Origin of the sequence: Variovorax sp. 54, from assembly GCF_002754375.1 — a bacterium.
In the GTDB taxonomy this organism is placed as follows: Bacteria; Pseudomonadota; Gammaproteobacteria; order Burkholderiales; family Burkholderiaceae_C; genus Variovorax.
This window is the reverse complement of the sequence record NZ_PEFF01000001.1, coordinates 1,895,286-1,912,021: the sequence shown is the minus strand read 5'-3', so window position 1 is coordinate 1,912,021 and position 16,736 is coordinate 1,895,286. Positions and strand designations below refer to the sequence as shown.

Annotated in this window: 17 protein-coding genes; 9 read left to right on the top strand and 8 right to left on the bottom strand. The window is 69.4% G+C overall.

Going from position 1 to position 16,736, the window contains the following annotated elements:
• Positions 1-133: 133 nt before the first annotated feature.
• Positions 134-2,155, top strand: a complete 2,022-nt coding sequence (locus CLU95_RS08665) for an AsmA family protein (RefSeq protein WP_099792254.1) — start codon at positions 134-136, stop codon at positions 2,153-2,155.
• A 19-nt stretch (positions 2,156-2,174) separates the two neighbouring features.
• Here CLU95_RS08665 and CLU95_RS08660 read toward each other — a convergent pair whose 3' ends face one another.
• From CLU95_RS08660 to gpmA, 3 genes are all read right to left on the bottom strand, one after another.
• Positions 2,175-2,939 carry a HesA/MoeB/ThiF family protein gene (locus CLU95_RS08660; protein ID WP_099792252.1) on the bottom strand — a complete coding sequence of 255 codons (765 nt, stop codon included), beginning with the start codon at positions 2,937-2,939 and terminating at the stop codon, positions 2,175-2,177.
• An 82-nt stretch (positions 2,940-3,021) separates the two neighbouring features.
• Entirely contained in the window at positions 3,022-4,464 is a 1,443-nt protein-coding gene (locus tag CLU95_RS08655) for a S41 family peptidase (protein WP_099797176.1), read from the bottom strand.
• A 123-nt stretch (positions 4,465-4,587) separates the two neighbouring features.
• Positions 4,588-5,331, bottom strand: a complete 744-nt coding sequence (gene gpmA / locus CLU95_RS08650) for a 2,3-diphosphoglycerate-dependent phosphoglycerate mutase (protein ID WP_013543140.1) — start codon at positions 5,329-5,331, stop codon at positions 4,588-4,590.
• A gap of 105 nt (positions 5,332-5,436) precedes the next feature.
• Here gpmA and CLU95_RS08645 point away from each other — a divergent pair, with 105 nt between their 5' ends.
• The 8 genes from CLU95_RS08645 (at position 5,437) to CLU95_RS08610 (ending at position 12,214) form a co-directional block, all read left to right on the top strand.
• Positions 5,437-5,820: a rhodanese-like domain-containing protein gene (locus CLU95_RS08645; RefSeq protein WP_373670022.1), complete on the top strand. Its 384-nt coding sequence runs from the start codon at positions 5,437-5,439 to the stop codon at positions 5,818-5,820.
• Between the two features lie 20 nt (positions 5,821-5,840).
• Positions 5,841-6,101 (top strand): glutaredoxin 3, encoded by a 261-nt coding sequence (gene grxC / locus CLU95_RS08640; protein ID WP_099792248.1) that lies wholly within the window; start codon positions 5,841-5,843, stop codon positions 6,099-6,101.
• 128 nt (positions 6,102-6,229) lie between these two features.
• Complete coding sequence (gene secB, locus CLU95_RS08635) at positions 6,230-6,694, top strand: protein-export chaperone SecB (RefSeq protein ID WP_099792246.1); 465 nt, start codon at positions 6,230-6,232, stop codon at positions 6,692-6,694.
• 28 nt (positions 6,695-6,722) lie between these two features.
• On the top strand, positions 6,723-7,757 hold the full coding sequence (locus tag CLU95_RS08630) for an NAD(P)H-dependent glycerol-3-phosphate dehydrogenase (RefSeq protein ID WP_099792244.1): 1,035 nt from the start codon (positions 6,723-6,725) through the stop codon (positions 7,755-7,757).
• A gap of 20 nt (positions 7,758-7,777) precedes the next feature.
• The gene (gene nadC / locus CLU95_RS08625) at positions 7,778-8,656 is read left to right on the top strand and encodes a carboxylating nicotinate-nucleotide diphosphorylase (RefSeq protein WP_099792242.1); all 879 of its coding nucleotides are present in this window, start codon (positions 7,778-7,780) and stop codon (positions 8,654-8,656) included.
• 6 nt (positions 8,657-8,662) lie between these two features.
• On the top strand, positions 8,663-9,778 hold the full coding sequence (gene nadA, locus CLU95_RS08620) for a quinolinate synthase NadA (RefSeq protein WP_099792240.1): 1,116 nt from the start codon (positions 8,663-8,665) through the stop codon (positions 9,776-9,778).
• A gap of 115 nt (positions 9,779-9,893) precedes the next feature.
• On the top strand, positions 9,894-10,838 hold the full coding sequence (locus tag CLU95_RS08615; RefSeq protein WP_099792238.1) for an AraC family transcriptional regulator: 945 nt from the start codon (positions 9,894-9,896) through the stop codon (positions 10,836-10,838).
• Positions 10,839-10,846: 8 nt separating this feature from the next.
• A complete protein-coding gene (locus CLU95_RS08610) occupies positions 10,847-12,214 on the top strand; it encodes an amidase family protein (protein ID WP_257214567.1) in 1,368 nt (455 codons plus the stop codon).
• A gap of 33 nt (positions 12,215-12,247) precedes the next feature.
• Here CLU95_RS08610 and CLU95_RS08605 read toward each other — a convergent pair whose 3' ends face one another.
• The 5 genes from CLU95_RS08605 to nadB form a co-directional block, all read right to left on the bottom strand.
• Positions 12,248-12,610, bottom strand: coding sequence for a 6-pyruvoyl trahydropterin synthase family protein (locus tag CLU95_RS08605; protein ID WP_056578341.1), 363 nt, complete (start codon positions 12,608-12,610; stop codon positions 12,248-12,250).
• 51 nt (positions 12,611-12,661) lie between these two features.
• Entirely contained in the window at positions 12,662-13,300 is a 639-nt protein-coding gene (gene queE / locus CLU95_RS08600; RefSeq protein WP_099792234.1) for a 7-carboxy-7-deazaguanine synthase, read from the bottom strand.
• Positions 13,297-14,139 carry a pantoate--beta-alanine ligase gene (gene panC, locus CLU95_RS08595; RefSeq protein ID WP_099792232.1) on the bottom strand — a complete coding sequence of 281 codons (843 nt, stop codon included), beginning with the start codon at positions 14,137-14,139 and terminating at the stop codon, positions 13,297-13,299. The genes queE and panC overlap by 4 nt, the downstream gene beginning before the upstream one ends.
• A 19-nt stretch (positions 14,140-14,158) precedes the next feature.
• Complete coding sequence (gene panB, locus CLU95_RS08590; protein WP_257214566.1) at positions 14,159-15,076, bottom strand: 3-methyl-2-oxobutanoate hydroxymethyltransferase; 918 nt, start codon at positions 15,074-15,076, stop codon at positions 14,159-14,161.
• 72 nt (positions 15,077-15,148) lie between these two features.
• On the bottom strand, positions 15,149-16,732 hold the full coding sequence (nadB, locus tag CLU95_RS08585) for an L-aspartate oxidase (RefSeq protein WP_099792230.1): 1,584 nt from the start codon (positions 16,730-16,732) through the stop codon (positions 15,149-15,151).
• Positions 16,733-16,736: the final 4 nt, after the last annotated feature.

The window sequence follows — 16,736 nt, the reverse complement described above, 5'->3', positions numbered from 1 at the left end:
CAGGGTTCGAGGGCCGCGTGTTGTAGGCGGGTTCCGACGCACGGTCGCGCCGTCGCCGCCGTAGGCCATGCCGCACGGGGTCTGCGGCCCGCCGCCGACCCGGCGGGGGCGGTCATCCGGGTAAGAATCGAGCATGGCAACCCAATCCCTTCGCGCCCGGCCGCGCTGGCAGAAGCTGCTGGCGGCCTTCGTGCTGCTGGTCGCCGTCCTGCTGGCCGCATTCGCGCTCCTCGTCGCCTTCTTTCCGTGGGACACGCTGCGCGAGCCGCTCAACCGTTTCGTGAGCGAGAAGACCGGGCGCAAGTTCGAGATCACCCGCCGGCTCGATGTCGACCTGGGCTGGAAAGCCGCCACCGTGACCTTCGACGGCATCGCGTTCGCCAACCCCGACTGGGCGCGCGACCCCTACCTGGTGAAGGCCGAGCGCGCGAGCTTCGAGATCCGGCTCTGGCCGCTCATCGACAAGCAAGTGGTCATTCCGCGCCTGGCGCTGTCCGGGCCCACAGTGGGGCTGCAGATGGAGGCCGACGGGCGCCGCACCTGGGCCTTCGGCAAGGACACCTCGGACACCGGCACCGTGCCGACCATCGGCCTGATCCAGGTCGACAAGGGCGCCGTCGACTTCCTGGCTACGCACCTGGGCGTCGACGTGCATGCCGACCTCGACTACGACAGCACCCGCGGCGAGCTGCCGCTGCACTACCGCATCAAAGGCCGCTACAAGGGCCAGCCGCTCACGGCCGACGGGCGCACGGGCGACGTGCTGCAGATCAACGCCGCGGGCGCGCCGCCGTTCCCGCTCGAGATCAATGCTGCCGCCGGCCAGACGAAGCTCAAGGCCAGCGGCACGGTGGCCCAGCTCGCGGGCTTCGACGGCATCGACGCCACGTTCCAGGTCAAGGGCCAGACGCTGAGCGCGCTGTTCCCGCTGACCGGCGTCGTGCTGCCGCAGACCCCGCCCTATGCGCTGAGCGGCAGCCTGAGCAAGCGCGGCAAGCTCTGGGCGGCGGCGGGGCTCAACGGCCGGCTGGGCCTGTCGGACATCGGCGGCGACATGCGCTTCGACCAGGCCGACAAGGTGCCGCGCCTGTCGGGCACGCTGCGCTCGCGCGTGATGGACATGGACGACCTGGGTCCGCTGATCGGCCTGCCGCCCACGGCGCGCTCGGCCAACGCGGTGGAAGGCGTGACGCCGGTCGCCTCGGCCCAACCCAAGCGCCCGCCCGGCGGCAAGGTGCTGCCGACCACGCCCTTCGACTTCGGGCGGCTTCACGCCATGAACGCCGACGTGGGCTACACCGCCGAGCGCATCCGCAACGTGCGCGAGGTGCCGCTGGACCGTGGCAGCGTCCAGATCAAGCTGACCGACGGCGTGTTGTCGCTCGATCCGCTCGACCTCGGCGTGGCCAGCGGCAAGCTGGTGGGCGCGGTGCGCATCGACGCCGGCAAGACGCCGACCGACATCCGCGTGTCGCTCGACGTGCGCGGCCTGAAGCTCGCGCGGCTGATTCCCAAGCTGGAAAGCTCGGGCAACAGCGTCGGCCAGCTCGACGGGCGCATCAATCTGTCGGGCGCCGGCAATTCGGTGGCCAGCTGGCTCGGCGGTGCGTCGGGCGACATGGCGGTGCTGTCGGGGCGCGGCCAGTTCGGCAACCTGATGCCGGTGTTCGCGACGCTGGTGGGCGGCGACATCCTCAAGTTCCTGCTGCGCGGCGACCGCGATGTGGAGCTGCGCTGCGCGGCGCTGGCCTTCGACGTGAACAAGGGCGTGATGAGCGGGCGCACGCTGGTGCTGGACACCACCAACGCCGTCTTCACCGCCACCGGCCAGGCCAACCTCGCGACCGAGTCGCTCGACTTCGTGATCCGCCCCGAGCCCAAGAGCGCGAGCTTCCTCTCGCTGCGCACGCCGCTGGTCGTGAGCGGCACCTTTGGCGCACCCAAGGGCGGCGTCGAGATCGCGCCACTGGCCGGCCGTGGGCTGGCAGCGCTGGCGCTCGGCGCCATCAACCCGCTGCTGGCGCTGGCCGCGACCATCGAGACCGGCCCCGGCGAGAACGCCGACTGCACGGGCGTGCTGGCGCAGGCGAACCGGCCCACGGCCGGGGCGGCGTCGCGCGGCGCCGCGCGGGCCAAGGGGGCTCGCCAGCCTTAAAAGAGAAGAGGGTGGGCGCTCAGGCGCCTGTTGAGGGCCGCTGCGCGCAGACGCTGCAGTGCGGGTCGCGCGAGACACGCAGCGTGTCGAAGCTGGTGCTGCGCCCGTCGAACATCAGCAGCTTGCCCGCCAGCGACGGCCCGATGCCCGCCAGCAGCTTGAGCGCCTCGCTGGCCTGCAGTGTGCCGATGGTGCCGACGACCGGACCGAACACGCCGAGCACCGCGCAGCGCGTTTCTTCGAAGCTGGCTTCGGGCGGGAACAGGCAGGCGTAGCAGGGGCAGGCGGCGTCGCGCGTGTCGTACACGCTCAACTGCCCGTCGAAGCGGATCGCTGCGCCCGCCACCAGCGGCTTGGCGTGCGCCACGCAGGCGCGGTTCACGGCCTGCCGGGTGGCGAAGTTGTCGCAGCAATCGACCACCACGTCGGCGCCGGCCACGAGCTGCGACAGCAGCGCCTCGTCGGCGCGCACCGCGTGGGTCTCGATGGCGATGTCGGGGTTGATGTCGCGCATGGCCTGCGCGGCGGATGCGACCTTGGACTGACCGACCCGCGCATGCGTGTGGGCGACCTGCCGCTGGAGATTGGTGAGATCGACCTCGTCGTCGTCGACCAGCACGATGTGGCCGACCCCGGCTGCCGCGAGGTACAGGGCCACCGGCGAGCCCAGCCCACCGGCGCCGATGACGAGCACCCGGCCGGCACCGACGCGCGCCTGGCCGTCGATGCCGAATTCTTCGAGGAGGATGTGCCGCGAATAGCGCAGCAGGTCGTGGTCGTCCATGCGCGCCTGCCTGGGCCGTTGCGGAGGAAGAAAAACCGCCGGTGGCGCGAACCGCACGGTGCGTGCGGCCCGCTCGCCGGGATCAGTTTTCCTTCTTCTCGTCCTTGTTGTCGACGATGACCTGCGTCTTGCTCACGAGCACCGGCTGGCCCTTCAGGCGGTTGAGCGCCTGCACCAGCGGGAAGTCCTTGTCGGTGCCGAACTCGGGCACCTTGCGGTCCTGCGGCGGCTTCTTGGCTTCTTCCTCGAGGCGCTTGCGGGCTTCGTCGCGGGCCTTTTCACGCTCGGGGTCCTTCACCTCGGGGCCCTGGCCGCTGGCCAGGTGCTTCTCGAGGTCGGCCTCGCGCATGCGCAGGGCGGCAAACGGGCTGCCCTCGGCGCTTTCGTCGACCAGCACGTTGGGCACGATGCCCTTGGCCTGGATCGAGGTGCCGCTGGGCGTGTAGTAGCGCGCGGTGGTGATCTTCAGGCCGGTGTCCGGGCCGAGCGGGCGCACCGTCTGCACGGAGCCCTTGCCGAAGGTCTGGCTGCCCATGATGGTGGCGCGCTTGTGGTCCTGCAGCGCGCCGGCCACGATCTCGCTGGCCGAGGCCGAGCCTTCGTTCACCAGCACCACCAGCGGCACGTTCTTGAGTGCGGCCGGCAGGTTGCGCAGCGGGTCGCTGCCCGAACGGCGCTGGTAGTACTCGGGCGCCGCCTTGTAGATCGACTTGCTTTCGGCCAGCTGGCCGTCGGTGGTGACCACCGTGACGTTCTCGGGCAGGAAGGCCGCCGACACCGCCACCGCCGCATCGAGCAGGCCGCCCGGGTCGTTGCGCAGGTCGAGCACCAGGCCCTTGAGGTTCGGGTCTTCCTTGTAGAGCTCTTCGATCTTCTTGACGAAGTCGTCGACCGTGCGCTCCTGGAACTGCGACAGGCGGATCCAGCCGTAGCCTGGCTCGATCATCTTGCCGCGCACCGACTGGGTACGGATTTCCTCGCGCGTGATCGTGACCGGGAAGGTGCGGCTCTCGTCCTTGCGGAAGATGGTCAGCAGCACCTTGGTGTTGGCCTCGCCGCGCATGCGCTTGACGGCTTCATTGAGCGACAGGCCGCGCACGGCGGTGTCGTCGATCTTGGTGATCAGGTCGTTCGGCTTGAGGCCGGCGCGGAAGGCCGGCGAGCCCTCGATGGGGGAGACGACCTTGATGAGGCCGTCTTCCTGCGAGATCTCGATGCCCACGCCCACGAAACGGCCCGTGGTGCCCTCGCGGAATTCCTTGAAGGACTTCTTGTCGAAGTACTGCGAGTGCGGATCGAGCCCGGCGACCATGCCCGAGATGGCGTCCGAGATGAGTTTCTTCTCGTCGACCGGTTCGACATAGTCGCTCTTGACCATCCCGAAGACGGCCGCGAGCTGCTGCAACTCCTCGAGCGGGAGCGGCGCGAGCGAACCTCGCGCGACCGTCTGCAACGAGACGGTGGTCAGGACGCCAGCAACGGCGCCGGCGGCGACCCAGCCGGTGATCTTCAGTTTCTGGCCCATCATGAGTGAAATGTCCTGTATGTCGACGGCTGTCGAACCAATATACACAGCTTGGAAGCAAATTGCCTGCCGGGGTTCCACGGAGGGACCGGCAAGCCGGGTTTTCTTCTTTTGCTTACGTCTTCAGCCCTTGCCTTGCGACGCCACCGCGGCGGCGGCCTTTTCGGCGGCGGCGGCATCGCCCAGGTAGTAGTGGCGCAGGGGCTTGAGGTCGTCGTCGAGCTCGTAGACCAGCGGAATGCCGTTCGGGATGTTCAGGCCGACGATGGCGTCGTCCGAGATGCCGTCCAGGTACTTCACCAGCGCGCGGATCGAATTGCCGTGCGCGGCCACCACCAGCCGGCGACCGGTGCGGATGGCCGGGGCCATCGACTCGTTCCAGAACGGCAGCACGCGCGCCACCGTGTCCTTCAGGCACTCGGTCAGCGGAATCTGCTCGGGCGACAGCTTGGCGTAGCGCACGTCGGAGCGCTCGCTGCGCGGGTCGTCGGCTTCCAGCGGCGGCGGCGGGGTGCTGTAGCTGCGGCGCCAGACCAGCACCTGCTCGTCGCCGTACTTCTTGGCGGTTTCGGCCTTGTTCAGGCCCTGCAGGCCGCCGTAGTGGCGTTCGTTGAGGCGCCAGGAGTGCACCACGGGCAGCCAGGTGCGGTCGAGTTCGTCGAGCGTGTGCCAGAGGGTGCGGGTGGCGCGCTTGAGCACGCTGGTGTAGGCCACGTCGAAGTCGTAACCCTCGGCCTTGAGCAGCCGGCCGGCCTGCTTGGCCTGCTCGACGCCGGTCTCGGTCAGGTCGACGTCGGTCCAGCCGGTGAAGCGGTTTTCGAGGTTCCAGGTCGATTCGCCGTGGCGGATCAGTACCAGTTTGTGCATGTCGGAGGCCTTTGGAAGCGCGTGGGAAAACCAGCATTCTAAAATCCCGGGTTTGCCATCCAAGGAACCCCCGTGAAATTGATCGAATTCGTCACCGCGAACTGGATGCTGATCCTGATGGCGCTCACTTCGGGCGGCATGCTGGCCTGGCCGATGCTCCGGGGTGCGGGCGGAGGCACGCTCACGGCCCAGGGCGCCGTGCAGCTCATCAACCGCGAACGCGCCGTGCTGGTCGACGTGCGCGAACCCGAAGAGTTTGCGACCGGCCACATGATCGGCGCCAAGAACGTGCCCCTGAAGCTGCTCGAGGAAAAACTGGCTGGCACGGTCAAGAACAAGAACGTGCCGCTGCTGCTGGTGTGCGCCACCGGCGCCCGCGCCCAGCGCGCCGTGGCCACGGCCAAGAAGCTCGGCTACGAGCAGGCCCAAGCCGTCGCCGGCGGGCTGAAGGCCTGGAAAGAGGCTAACCTGCCGGTTGAAAAAGCCTGATTCTTCCCAAGGTAGAGCGCATGCAAGCCGTCAAGATGTACACCACCGCCGTCTGCCCGTACTGCACGCGTGCGAAGCAGATCCTCAAGGCCAAGGGCGTCGAGCAGATCGAAGAGATCCGCATCGACACCGACCCGCAGGCCCGCAACACCATGATGGAGATTACCCAGCGCCGCACGGTGCCGCAGATCTTCATCGGCGACACCCACGTGGGCGGCTGCGACGACCTGCAGGCCCTGGACAGCCGAGGCGGCCTCGTTCCGCTGTTGCAGGGCGCCTGAAGCCCACCGCGGCCGGGCGTCACGAAAGTGCGCGGGCCGTCGGGCGATAATCGTTTGTTCCCTCATCTGCAGCCCGCTGCGGGACCCTCTCCCCGGCGGGCATTGTTTTGATCCTCGAAAGTTCAGCCATGGCCGACCAGCAAGCCCAAGATCCCGTGTTCCAGATCCAGCGCGTCTACCTCAAGGACCTGTCGCTCGAACAACCCAACTCGCCCGCGATCCTGCTGGAGCAGACGCAGCCCACCGTCGACATCCAGCTCGGCGTGGACGCCCAGCCCGTGGCCGACGGCATTTTCGAGATCACCGTGTCGGCCACCGTGCAGACCAAGATCGACGACCGCACCGTGTTCCTGGTCGAAGCCAAGCAAGCCGGCATCTTCGAGATCCGCAACCTGCCGGAAGACCAGATGGGCCCGATCCTGGGCATCGCCTGCCCGCAGATCGTCTACCCGTACCTGCGCGGCAACGTCGCCGACGTGATCCAGCGCGGCGGCTTCCCGCCCGTGCACCTGGCTGAAATCAACTTCCAGGCCATGTACGAGCAGCAGCAAGCCCAGGCCGCCGGCCAGGCTGCACCCACCCTGGCCCAGTAAACAGGCCGCACGACGCCGCCAGCGCACGATGAAGATCTGCGTTCATGGCGCCGGTGCCTGGGGCACGGCCGTCGCAGTCAACGCGGCGGCCCGCCACGAGGTCACGCTGTGGGCGCGCGACGCCGCCCAGGCCGACGCCATGTCGGCCGCGCGTGAAAACACCCGCTACCTTCCCGGACTGGCCCTGCCGGCCTCGCTGACCGTGCGCGCGGGCGACATCGCCCAGGCGCAGGCCGGGGCCGACCTCGTCATCGTCGCCACGCCGATGGCCGCCCTGCGCGAACAGCTGATCGCCCTGCGCGGCACCACAGTGCCGGTGGCGTGGCTGTGCAAGGGCGTCGAGCCCGCGCGCGATACCTCTCCCACCGCCTTCGGCCTGCTCGCCCATGAAATCTGGGCGCAGGTTGCGCCTGAACTGAAGGCGGGCGTACTCAGCGGCCCCAGCTTTGCGCAGGAGGTCGCCGAAGGGCGCCCGACCGCGCTGGTGGCCGCCAGCCCGCACGCCGGCGTGCGCGATGCACTGGTCGACGCCTTCCACGGCCCGGCCCTGCGCGTGTACGCCAACGACGACATCGTCGGCGTCGAAGTCGGCGGCGCCGTGAAGAACGTGCTCGCCATCGCCACCGGGCTGTGCGACGGCCTCGCGCTCGGGCTCAACGCCCGCGCGGCGCTGATCACCCGCGGCCTGGCCGAAATGACCCGCTTCGGCCTGGCGCTCGGCGCCCGCGCCGACACCTTCATGGGCCTGTCGGGCCTGGGCGACCTCGTGCTGACTTCCACCGGCGACCTCTCGCGCAACCGCAAGGTCGGGCTGCTGCTGGCCCAGGGCCGCACGCTCGCGCAGGCCGTCGATTCGCTGGGCCACGTGGCCGAGGGCGTGTACTGCGCCCGCACCGTGGTGCAGCGCGCGCGCGGCCTGGGCATCGAGATGCCCATCGCCGAAGGCGTGGTCGCGCTGCTCGACGGCCAGGTGAGCCCGCGCGATGCCGTCGCGGCGCTGACCGGGCGCGACCCGGTGCCGGAATCGGTACAAGCCGGTTCGGTCCCCCGCCACTCCTCCTGAAAATTAGAGATTCCAGAGACATGAGCCTTCGCTTTGATTTCTCGGCGTCGGCCGTCGCCGCGCTGGCCGAGTCCGACGTCGCCCGCGCCCTGCAGGAAGACGTCGCCGACGGCGACTTGACCGCCTCGCTGGTCGACGCTTCCCGCACGGCCCATGCCCGCGTGCTCGCGCGCGAAACCGCCGTGGTCTGCGGTGCGCCCTGGGTCGAGGCCACCGTGCGGCGGCTCGATCCGCAGGCGCGCATCACCTGGTTGTGCGGCGAGGGCGAACGCTGCGCCGCCGACCAGCCCGTGCTCGAAATCCAGGGTGGCGCCCGTGCGCTGCTGACGGCCGAGCGCACCGCGCTCAACTTTCTGCAGCTGCTGAGCGCCGTCGCCACCAAGACCGCGCTGTACGCCGATGCCGTGAAGGGCACGCGCGCGCGCATCGTCGACACCCGCAAGACCCTGCCGGGCCTGCGCCTGGCGCAGAAGTACGCCGTGCGCACCGGCGGCGGGCTGAACCACCGCATCGGCCTGTACGACGCGGTGCTCATCAAGGAAAACCACATCGCCGCGGCCGGTGGCGTGGCCGCCGCCCTGCGCGCGGTGGCGCCCGTGGCCGCGCAGGCCGCGTTTGTCGAGGTCGAGGTCGAGACCCTGGCCCAGCTGCAGGAAGCGCTGGACGCCGGCGCCCGCATGGTGCTGCTCGACAACATGGACCTGCCCACGCTGCGCGAGGCCGTGCGCCTGAACGACGCCGTGGGCGCCGATCGCAAGGCCGTGCTCGAGATCTCGGGCGGCGTCACGCTGGACGGCCTGCGCGCCCTGGCCGAGACCGGTGTCGACCGGATCTCGATCGGCGCGTTGACCAAGGACGTGAAGGCCATCGACTACTCGATGCGCTTCCTGAACCACTGAACCGCCATGAGGACCGCTTCCGTCATCGATGTCGACTACGAACAGCCCGCGGAGGGTTCGGTTTGCGACACGCGCCACGCCTGGGCCCGCGTGCCCCCCGAGCCTTCGCCCGATGAACGCATCGCGCTGAAGGACCGCATCCGCCGGCTGCTGCGCGAACGCAACGCGGTGATGGTGTCGCACTTCTACGTGCACCCCGACCTGCAGGACCTGGCCGAGGAAACCGGCGGCATCGTGAGCGATTCGCTCGAGATGGCGCGCTTCGGCCGCGATCACGCCGCCACTACGCTGGTGGTGTCGGGCGTGCGCTTCATGGGCGAGACCTCGAAGATCCTCTCGCCCGAGAAGCGCGTGCTGATGCCCGACCTCGACGCGAACTGCTCGCTCGACCTGGGCTGCCCGGTCGACGAATTCAGCGCCTTCTGCGATGCGCACCCCGACCGCACCGTGGTCGTCTACGCCAACACCAGCGCGGCCGTGAAGGCGCGCGCCGACTGGCTCGTCACCTCCAGCTGCGCGCTCGACGTGGTGAACGCGCTGCACGCGGCCGGCCAGAAGATCCTCTGGGGCCCCGACCGCCACCTGGGTGACTACATCCGCCGCCAGACCGGCGCCGACATGGTCAGCTGGAACGGTGCGTGCATCGTGCACGACGAATTCAAGGCGCTCGAACTCGAGCTGCTGATGAAGGAGTACCCGAAGGCCAAGGTGCTGGTGCACCCCGAGTCGCCGTCGGACGTGATCGCGCTGGCGCATGCGGTGGGTTCCACCTCGGCCATCCTGAACGCGGCACAGCGCTTCGACGCGACCGAGTTCATCGTCGCGACCGACACCGGCATGCTGCACAAGCTGCGCACGCTGAACCCCGGCAAGACCTTCATCGAAGCGCCCACGGCGGGCAACGGCGGCACCTGCAAGAGCTGCGCGCATTGCCCGTGGATGGCGATGAACGGGCTGGTCGAACTGGCGAATGCGCTGGAAACCGGCGCGGGCGAGATTCACGTCGATCCGGCACTGGGCGTGCGCGCGCGGGTGCCGATCGATCGGATGCTGGCGTTCACGGCTGGGCTGAAGAACGGGCAGGCGCCGGGCAGTCTGGTCGCCGGCATCGGCGCCGCCTGAGGCCTTGTCCTCACTCCTTCCCTTTGGGGGAGGGAGTGGCGGGCACGGGTCACAGCGCTATCGAGCAAGCCGGGACACGCCGCACCGCGCCGTCCGCGAAACAATCGCCGGGTCCATGACCCTCGATGCCTTCGCCAACCACCGCACGCAGACCGTGCGCTACCTCGAGCTGCTTTCGCGCGCAGCCGCCCATATCGACGCTCACCTCGGTGAATCGCTGGATGGGGCCCTGCTGGCTGACATGGCCGCCATGTCGCGCTACCACTTCCACCGAATCTTCCGCGCCTACTTCGGCATCACGGTCGGGGGCTATGTCACCTGGCGGCGCCTGCAACGCGCCTGCGAGCTGCTCGCCGACAACCCGGTCTCAGTGACCGATGTGGCCTTGCAGGTCGGCTACGAGTCGGCGCAGGCGCTGGCCAAGGCCATGCGCCGCGAACTCGATACCACGCCGATGGCAGTGCGCGCGGGTGAAGCGCCACGCTGGCAGCAGTTGTTCGACCGGCGTCCCTCGCCCGATCCCGACGCAGTGCACCAGGACCCGGTGCTGCGACCGCAGATGCTGGATGTGCCCGCACTTGCGGTGCTGACGGCCACCGCGCGTGGCATGAAGGACGGCGTGCGCACGGGCGCGGCGCAGCGCGCATTCGAAGAGCTGGTGCCCGCGGTGCGCGCGGCGGGCCTGCTCCCGCGTGCGCGCAGCTGGGTCGCCGTATTTCCCGACGAGCCGCAAGGCCCGGACGACCAGGAGGCGCGCATGCTGTGCGGCATCCTCTTCGATCACTCGCTGGCGGAACGCACCGGCACCCCCGATCAGCCGGCGTTGTCGCTGGCCGGCAGCCTCGAATGGTGCCATCTGCCCGCGGGCCGCTGCGCCGTGTTCACGCACCGAGGCGCGCACACCTTGCTGCACGCCGCGTGGACCGCCATCTACCGCGACTGGCTGCCGGCCACCGGGTACGCGCTGCGCGACGTGCCCTGCTTCATCCACTACGTCAACGATCCACGCGAGCCGCTCGGCGACGCATGGCGCACCCACCTCTATCTCCCGCTGCAGTAAGACCGCTCATGTCCTCATTCCCCCCCGAACGCCAGACGGCCAGCCAGCTGGTTCAGGCACTCGCCGCACGACAGATCGGTGCGCTCGAAGCCTGCGACGCGGCCATCGCGCGCATCGAGGCCCGCGACCCGCAAGTCAACGCTGTGGTCGTTCGCAACTTCGAGCGCGCACGCGAGCAGGCGCGTGCCGCGGACGCTGCCCTGGCCCGAGGAGAGCGGCATCCGTTGCTCGGATTGCCGATGACCGTGAAGGAGTCGTTCAACGTGGCGGGCCTGCCGACGACCTGGGGTTTCGAGTTCGCGCGCTCGCTGCCGCCGGCGGCCCAGGATGCGGTCGCCGTGTGTCGCCTGAAGGCCGCAGGCGCGGTGATCCTCGGCAAGACCAACCTCGCGCTCGGGCTCGGCGACTACGAGAGCAACAACCCGGTCTACGGCCGCACCCTGCATCCGCTGGACGCGGGGCGCACACCCGGTGGTTCCTCTGGCGGCTCGGCCGCGGCGCTGGCGGCCGGCATGGTCTCGCTGGAGTTGGGCTCGGACGTCGGCGGTTCGATCCGGGTGCCCGCTCATTTCTGCGGGGTCTGCGGTCACAAGCCGACGCACGGATTGCTGCCTGTGCGCGGCCACGACTTCCCCGGCGGCTACCAGGCGGCCCCCGACATCCTGTCGGTCATCGGACCGATGGCACGCAGCGCGGGCGACCTCGAACTGGCGCTGGACGTGCTGGCCGGCCCTGACGGCGACGAAGCCCGCGCTTTCCAACTGGCGCTGCCGCGCGCCCGGCACGCTGGCGCACGTGGCCTGCGCGTGCTGGCCCTTGGCGAACATCCTTCGGCACGTACCAGTGCGCAGGTGCGCCATGCGGTCGACGAGGTGTCGCGCAACCTTGCTGCGGCTGGCGCACGTGTCGAGCGCGCCAGCGCGTTGCTGCCCGACCTGGCGGCCATCCAGGGGGACTACGTGAGCATCCTGCGCACCATCACCACGCGCGGTGGCCCGAATCCCCCGCCGTCGATCCCGGCACACGAGTGGCTGCGGCTGCTCGATCGGCGCATGAGCCTGCAGCGGGACTGGCAGCGGTTGTTCGAAAGCTTCGACGTCGTCATCGCACCGGTCTTCGGCACGACAGCCTTCGCGCACATGGATGCGCCCGACTGGGCGCACACCACCCTGAACATCGACGGCGAACCCACGTTCTATCGCGATCAGTTGGCCTGGTCGGGTCTCGCCACGCTGGCGGGCCTGCCGGCCACGGTGGTGCCGGTGGGAAAGACCGTTCAGCAGTTACCCGTCGGGCTGCAGATCATCGGACCCCGCTTCGAAGACCGAACGCCGCTGGCCGTGGCGCGTTGGCTGCAGCAAGACGCTGGTTCATAGTCCCCGCCCGGCACGGCGCCAGGTGGCCTGCTTCTAGAACTCCACCGTGCAGGAATCGCCCAGCGCCTCGCGCCACACGCGCACGCGCGCCAGCGAGGCCCGCAGATCCGGCAGCGCCTCCGCAATGAACACACACAGGTTCTCCAGCGTCGGCGGATGCAGCCCCGGCACGTCGTCCAGCAGATGGTGGTCGAGCTGTTCGCGCACATCCTCGAGCCGTCGGCGCAGCAGGCCCAGGTCGATCACCATGCCCGTCACCGGGTCGCGCTCGCCCGCAAGCCACACCTCTGCGTGATACGTGTGGCCGTGAATGCGGCGGCTGCCTTCGACTTCGATCTCGCGTTTGAGCGTGTGGGCGGCGTCGAAGAAGAAGCGTTGGCTGATGGTGAAGCGCATCGTCAGAAAAAAGAAACTCGGAAATGAAGGAAAAAGAAGGAGGCCGCCGCGTCAGCGGATGCCCGTGATCTTGTGGGTCTGCACGCTGAGGCGCCATACCGGCTGCCTCATGCATTCGTCGATGCAGCGTTCGGTGTTGGCGAGCCGGTCGGGCCCGTCCATCGGCTGCAGGAAACGGTGCGTGAACTCGCCCGTGCGCGCCATCGTGTCGAGGTCGAACCCGGCCTGCGGCCACACCAGCTTCAGCTCCTGGCCGCGCTGCTGCACCCACGGCGCGCCGGCCTTGGGGCTGATGCACAGCCAGTCGATGCCCGCGGGCGCGGCGACCGTGCCGTTGCTCTCGACCGCGATGCGGAAGTGCCGCGCGTGCAGCGCATCGACCAGCGCCGCATCGACCTGCAGCAGCGGCTCGCCGCCCGTGAGCACCACCAGCCGGTGCGCGGTGTCGCCGGCGGGCCATTGCGCGGCGATGGTGTCGGCGAGTTGGTCGGCGCTCTTGAACTTGCCGCCCAGCGTGCCGTCGGTGCCGACGAAATCGGTGTCGCAGAAACGGCAGATGGCCGTGTCGCGGTCTTCCTCGCGGCCGGTCCAGAGGTTGCAGCCGGCGAAGCGGCAGAACACGGCCGGCATGCCGGCCTGGCCGCCTTCGCCCTGCAGCGTGTAGAAGATTTCCTTGACGCTGTAGGTCATGCTGAAAGAGGGGTGTCGATTTCGAGGTTGTCGATGAGTCGCGTGCTGCCCAGCCGCGCGGCGGCCAGGGCCACGAGCGCATCGCCGGGTTGCGGCGTCTGCAGGTCGGCGCGGCGGCGCAGCACGAGGTAGTCGGGCTGCCAGCCGCGCTGCGTGAGCGACTGCATGGCGCGCGCCTCGAGGGCCGCCACGTCGCGCTCGCCGGCGCGCACGGCCTCGGCCATGTCTCGCAGCGCCTTCGACAGCTGCACGGCCTCGGCGCGTTCGGTGGCGCTCAGGTAGCCGTTGCGCGACGAAAGCGCCAGGCCGTCGTCGGCGCGGAAGGTCTCGCCGCCGACGATCTCGATGGGCATCGCAAACTGCCGCACCATGTGGCGGATCATCATCAGCTGCTGGTAGTCCTTCTTTCCGAACACGGCCACGCGCGGCTGCACGCACTGGAACAGCTTCATCACCACCGTGCACACGCCGATGAAGAAGCCGGGGCGGAAGTGCCCTTCGAGCAGGTCGGCCAGCGTCGGGTCGGGGTGCACCTTGCAGGTCTGGGGCTCGGGGTAGAGCGCCTTCTCGTCGGGCGCGAACAGCACGTCGCAGCCGGCGGCGCGCAGCTTCTCGCAGTCGCTGTCCCAGGTGCGCGGGTAGGTATCGAAGTCTTCGTGCGGCAAAAACTGCAGGCGGTTCACGAAGATGCTCGCCACCGTGGCGTCGCCCAGCGGCTTGGCCTGCCGCACGAGCGCGAGGTGGCCCTCGTGCAGGTTGCCCATGGTGGGCACGAAGGTGGGGCGGCGGCTGGAAGACAGGTGCTGGCGCAGCTCGTCGATGGTCTTGGCGATGTACATGGTCGGTGTCCTTCGGGGCTTACCAGGCGTGGAGGCGGTCGTCGGGGAAGCTGCCGTTCTTCACGGCCTGCACGTAGGCCTGCAGCGCGGGCAGCACGCCCGGCGCGTCGGCCATGAAGTTGCGCACGAACTTCGGCATCTTCCCGAGGTTGATGCCCAGCATGTCGTGCAGCACGAGCACCTGGCCGGCAGTGGCTTTGCCGGCGCCGATGCCGATGGTGGCGCAGTGCTTCAGCTCCGTGGTGAGTTCGGCGGCCAGCGCGGCCGGCACCATTTCGAGCACCAGCATGGTTGCGCCCGCGTCCTGCAGCGCGTGGGCCTGCTGCTTGAGCAGCGCGCCGGCGGTGTCGCCCTTGCCCTGCACGCGGTAGCCGCCGAGCGCATGCACGGTCTGCGGCGTCAGGCCGAGGTGGGCGCACACGGGAATGCCGCGTTCGACCAGGAAGCGCACGGTCTCGGTGGTCCAGCCGCCGCCTTCGAGCTTGACCATGTGCGCGCCGGCCTGCATCAGCACGGTGGCGCTACGAAGAGCCTGCTCGCGCGATTCTTGATAGCTGCCAAAGGGCAGGTCGGCGATGAGCCAGGTCGTGCCCTGCACGCGGCGCAGGCCGCGCGAGACGCTGTCGGTGTGATAGCGCATGGCTTCGAGGCTCACGCCCACGGTGCTGTTCAGGCCCTGGCAGACCATGCCCAGCGAGTCGCCGACCAGCAGGCAGTCGATGCCGGCTGCGTCGGCCATGGCCGCGAAGGTGGCGTCGTAGGCGGTGAGCATGGCGATCTTTTCGCCGCGCGCATGCATGTCGGCCAGCCGCGGCAGGCTCACGGGCTTGCGCTGCGCCAGCGGCGAGGCGGGCGGCAGCGTGCCGTAGGGCGTGCCGGCCGGGGCTTCGGACAGAGCTTCGGACGGTGAGGTGGGTGTGGAAGGTGTGTTCGACATGGTTGGCTTTCTCCCTGCGGGCGTCGGTGGCCGGGCATCCTGAGGGTGATCGAAAGGTGACGAAGGGTGGGCTCAGTCGACCGGCGGCACCAGCACGGTGGGTGCGGTGGGCTCGGCCAGCGAAGGGTAATCGCGACTGAAATGCAGGCCACGGCTCTCGTGGCGGGCCTGCGCGGAACGCACGATCAGCTCGGCCACCTGCACCAGGTTGCGCAGTTCGAGCAGGTCGCGCGTGACGTGGAAGTTCGCGTAGAACTCCTGGATCTCGGCCTGCAGCAGCGCGATGCGGTGGCTCGCACGCTCCAGGCGCTTGTTGGTGCGTACGATGCCGACGTAGTCCCACATGAAGCGGCGCAGCTCGTCCCAGTTGTGGGAGATGACCACGGCTTCGTCGGCGTCGGTGACGCGGCTTTCGTCCCAGGCGGGCAGCGCGGCGCGTTCGCGCGACGGGGCCTGCGCAATGGCATCGGCCGCGGCGCGCGCGAACACCATGCACTCGACCAGCGAGTTGCTGGCCAGCCGGTTGGCGCCGTGCAGGCCGGTGCAGGCGGTTTCGCCGATGGCGTACAGGCCCGGGATGTCGGTGCGACCGGCCAGGTCGCTGAGCACGCCGCCGCAGGTGTAGTGCGCGGCGGGCACCACGGGAATCGGCTCGCGCGTGATGTCGATGCCCAGCTCCAGGCAGCGCGCCAGGATGTTGGGGAAGTGTTCTTTCAGGAACGCGGGCGGCTGGTGCGAGATGTCGAGGTACACGCAATCGAGCCCGTGCTTCTTCATCTCGAAGTCGATGGCGCGGGCCACCACGTCGCGCGGCGCGAGTTCGGCGCGCTCGTCGTGCGTGGGCATGAAGCGCGTGCCGTCGGGCAGCTTCAGCAGGCCGCCCTCACCACGCACCGCCTCGCTGATCAGGAACGACTTCGCGTGCGGGTGGTACAGGCAGGTCGGGTGGAACTGGATGAACTCCAGGTTCGACACCCGGCAGCCCGCGCGCCAGGCGGCGGCAATGCCGTCGCCGGTGGCGGTGTCGGGGTTGGTGGTGTACAGGTACACCTTGCCTGCGCCGCCGGTCGCCAGGATGGTGTGCGGCGCGCGGAAGGCCAGCACCTCGTCGGTCTCGCCGTCCAGCGCGTACAGGCCCTGGCACGACGGATCGGCCAGGCCGAGCTTGGTGCCGGTGACCAGGTCGACCAGCGTGTGGTGCTCGAACAGCGTGATGTTGGGCGTGCGGCGCACCCGCTCGATCAGCACCTGCTGCACGGCCGCGCCCGTGGCGTCGGTCACGTGCACGATGCGGCGCTGGCTGTGGCCGCCTTCGCGCGTCAGGTGCAGGTCGCCGCCTTCTTCCGAGAAGGGCACGCCCAGTTCGCGCAACCAGCCGATGGCCTGCGGCGCGCCTTCGACCACGAAGCGCGTGGCCTCGGGGTCGCACAGGCCGGCACCGGCCACCAGCGTGTCTTCCACGTGGGCGTCGAAGCTGTCGCCCGCCGCCAGCACGGCCGCGATGCCGCCTTGCGCCCAGGCGCTGGAGCCGTCGTTGAGCGCGCGCTTGGTAAGCACGGCCACGCGGTGCGTGGGGGCCAGGTGCAGTGCGGCGGAGAGGCCTGCGAGGCCGCTGCCGACAATGAGGACGTCGAAGTCGCGAACGGCGGAAGTCACAGGC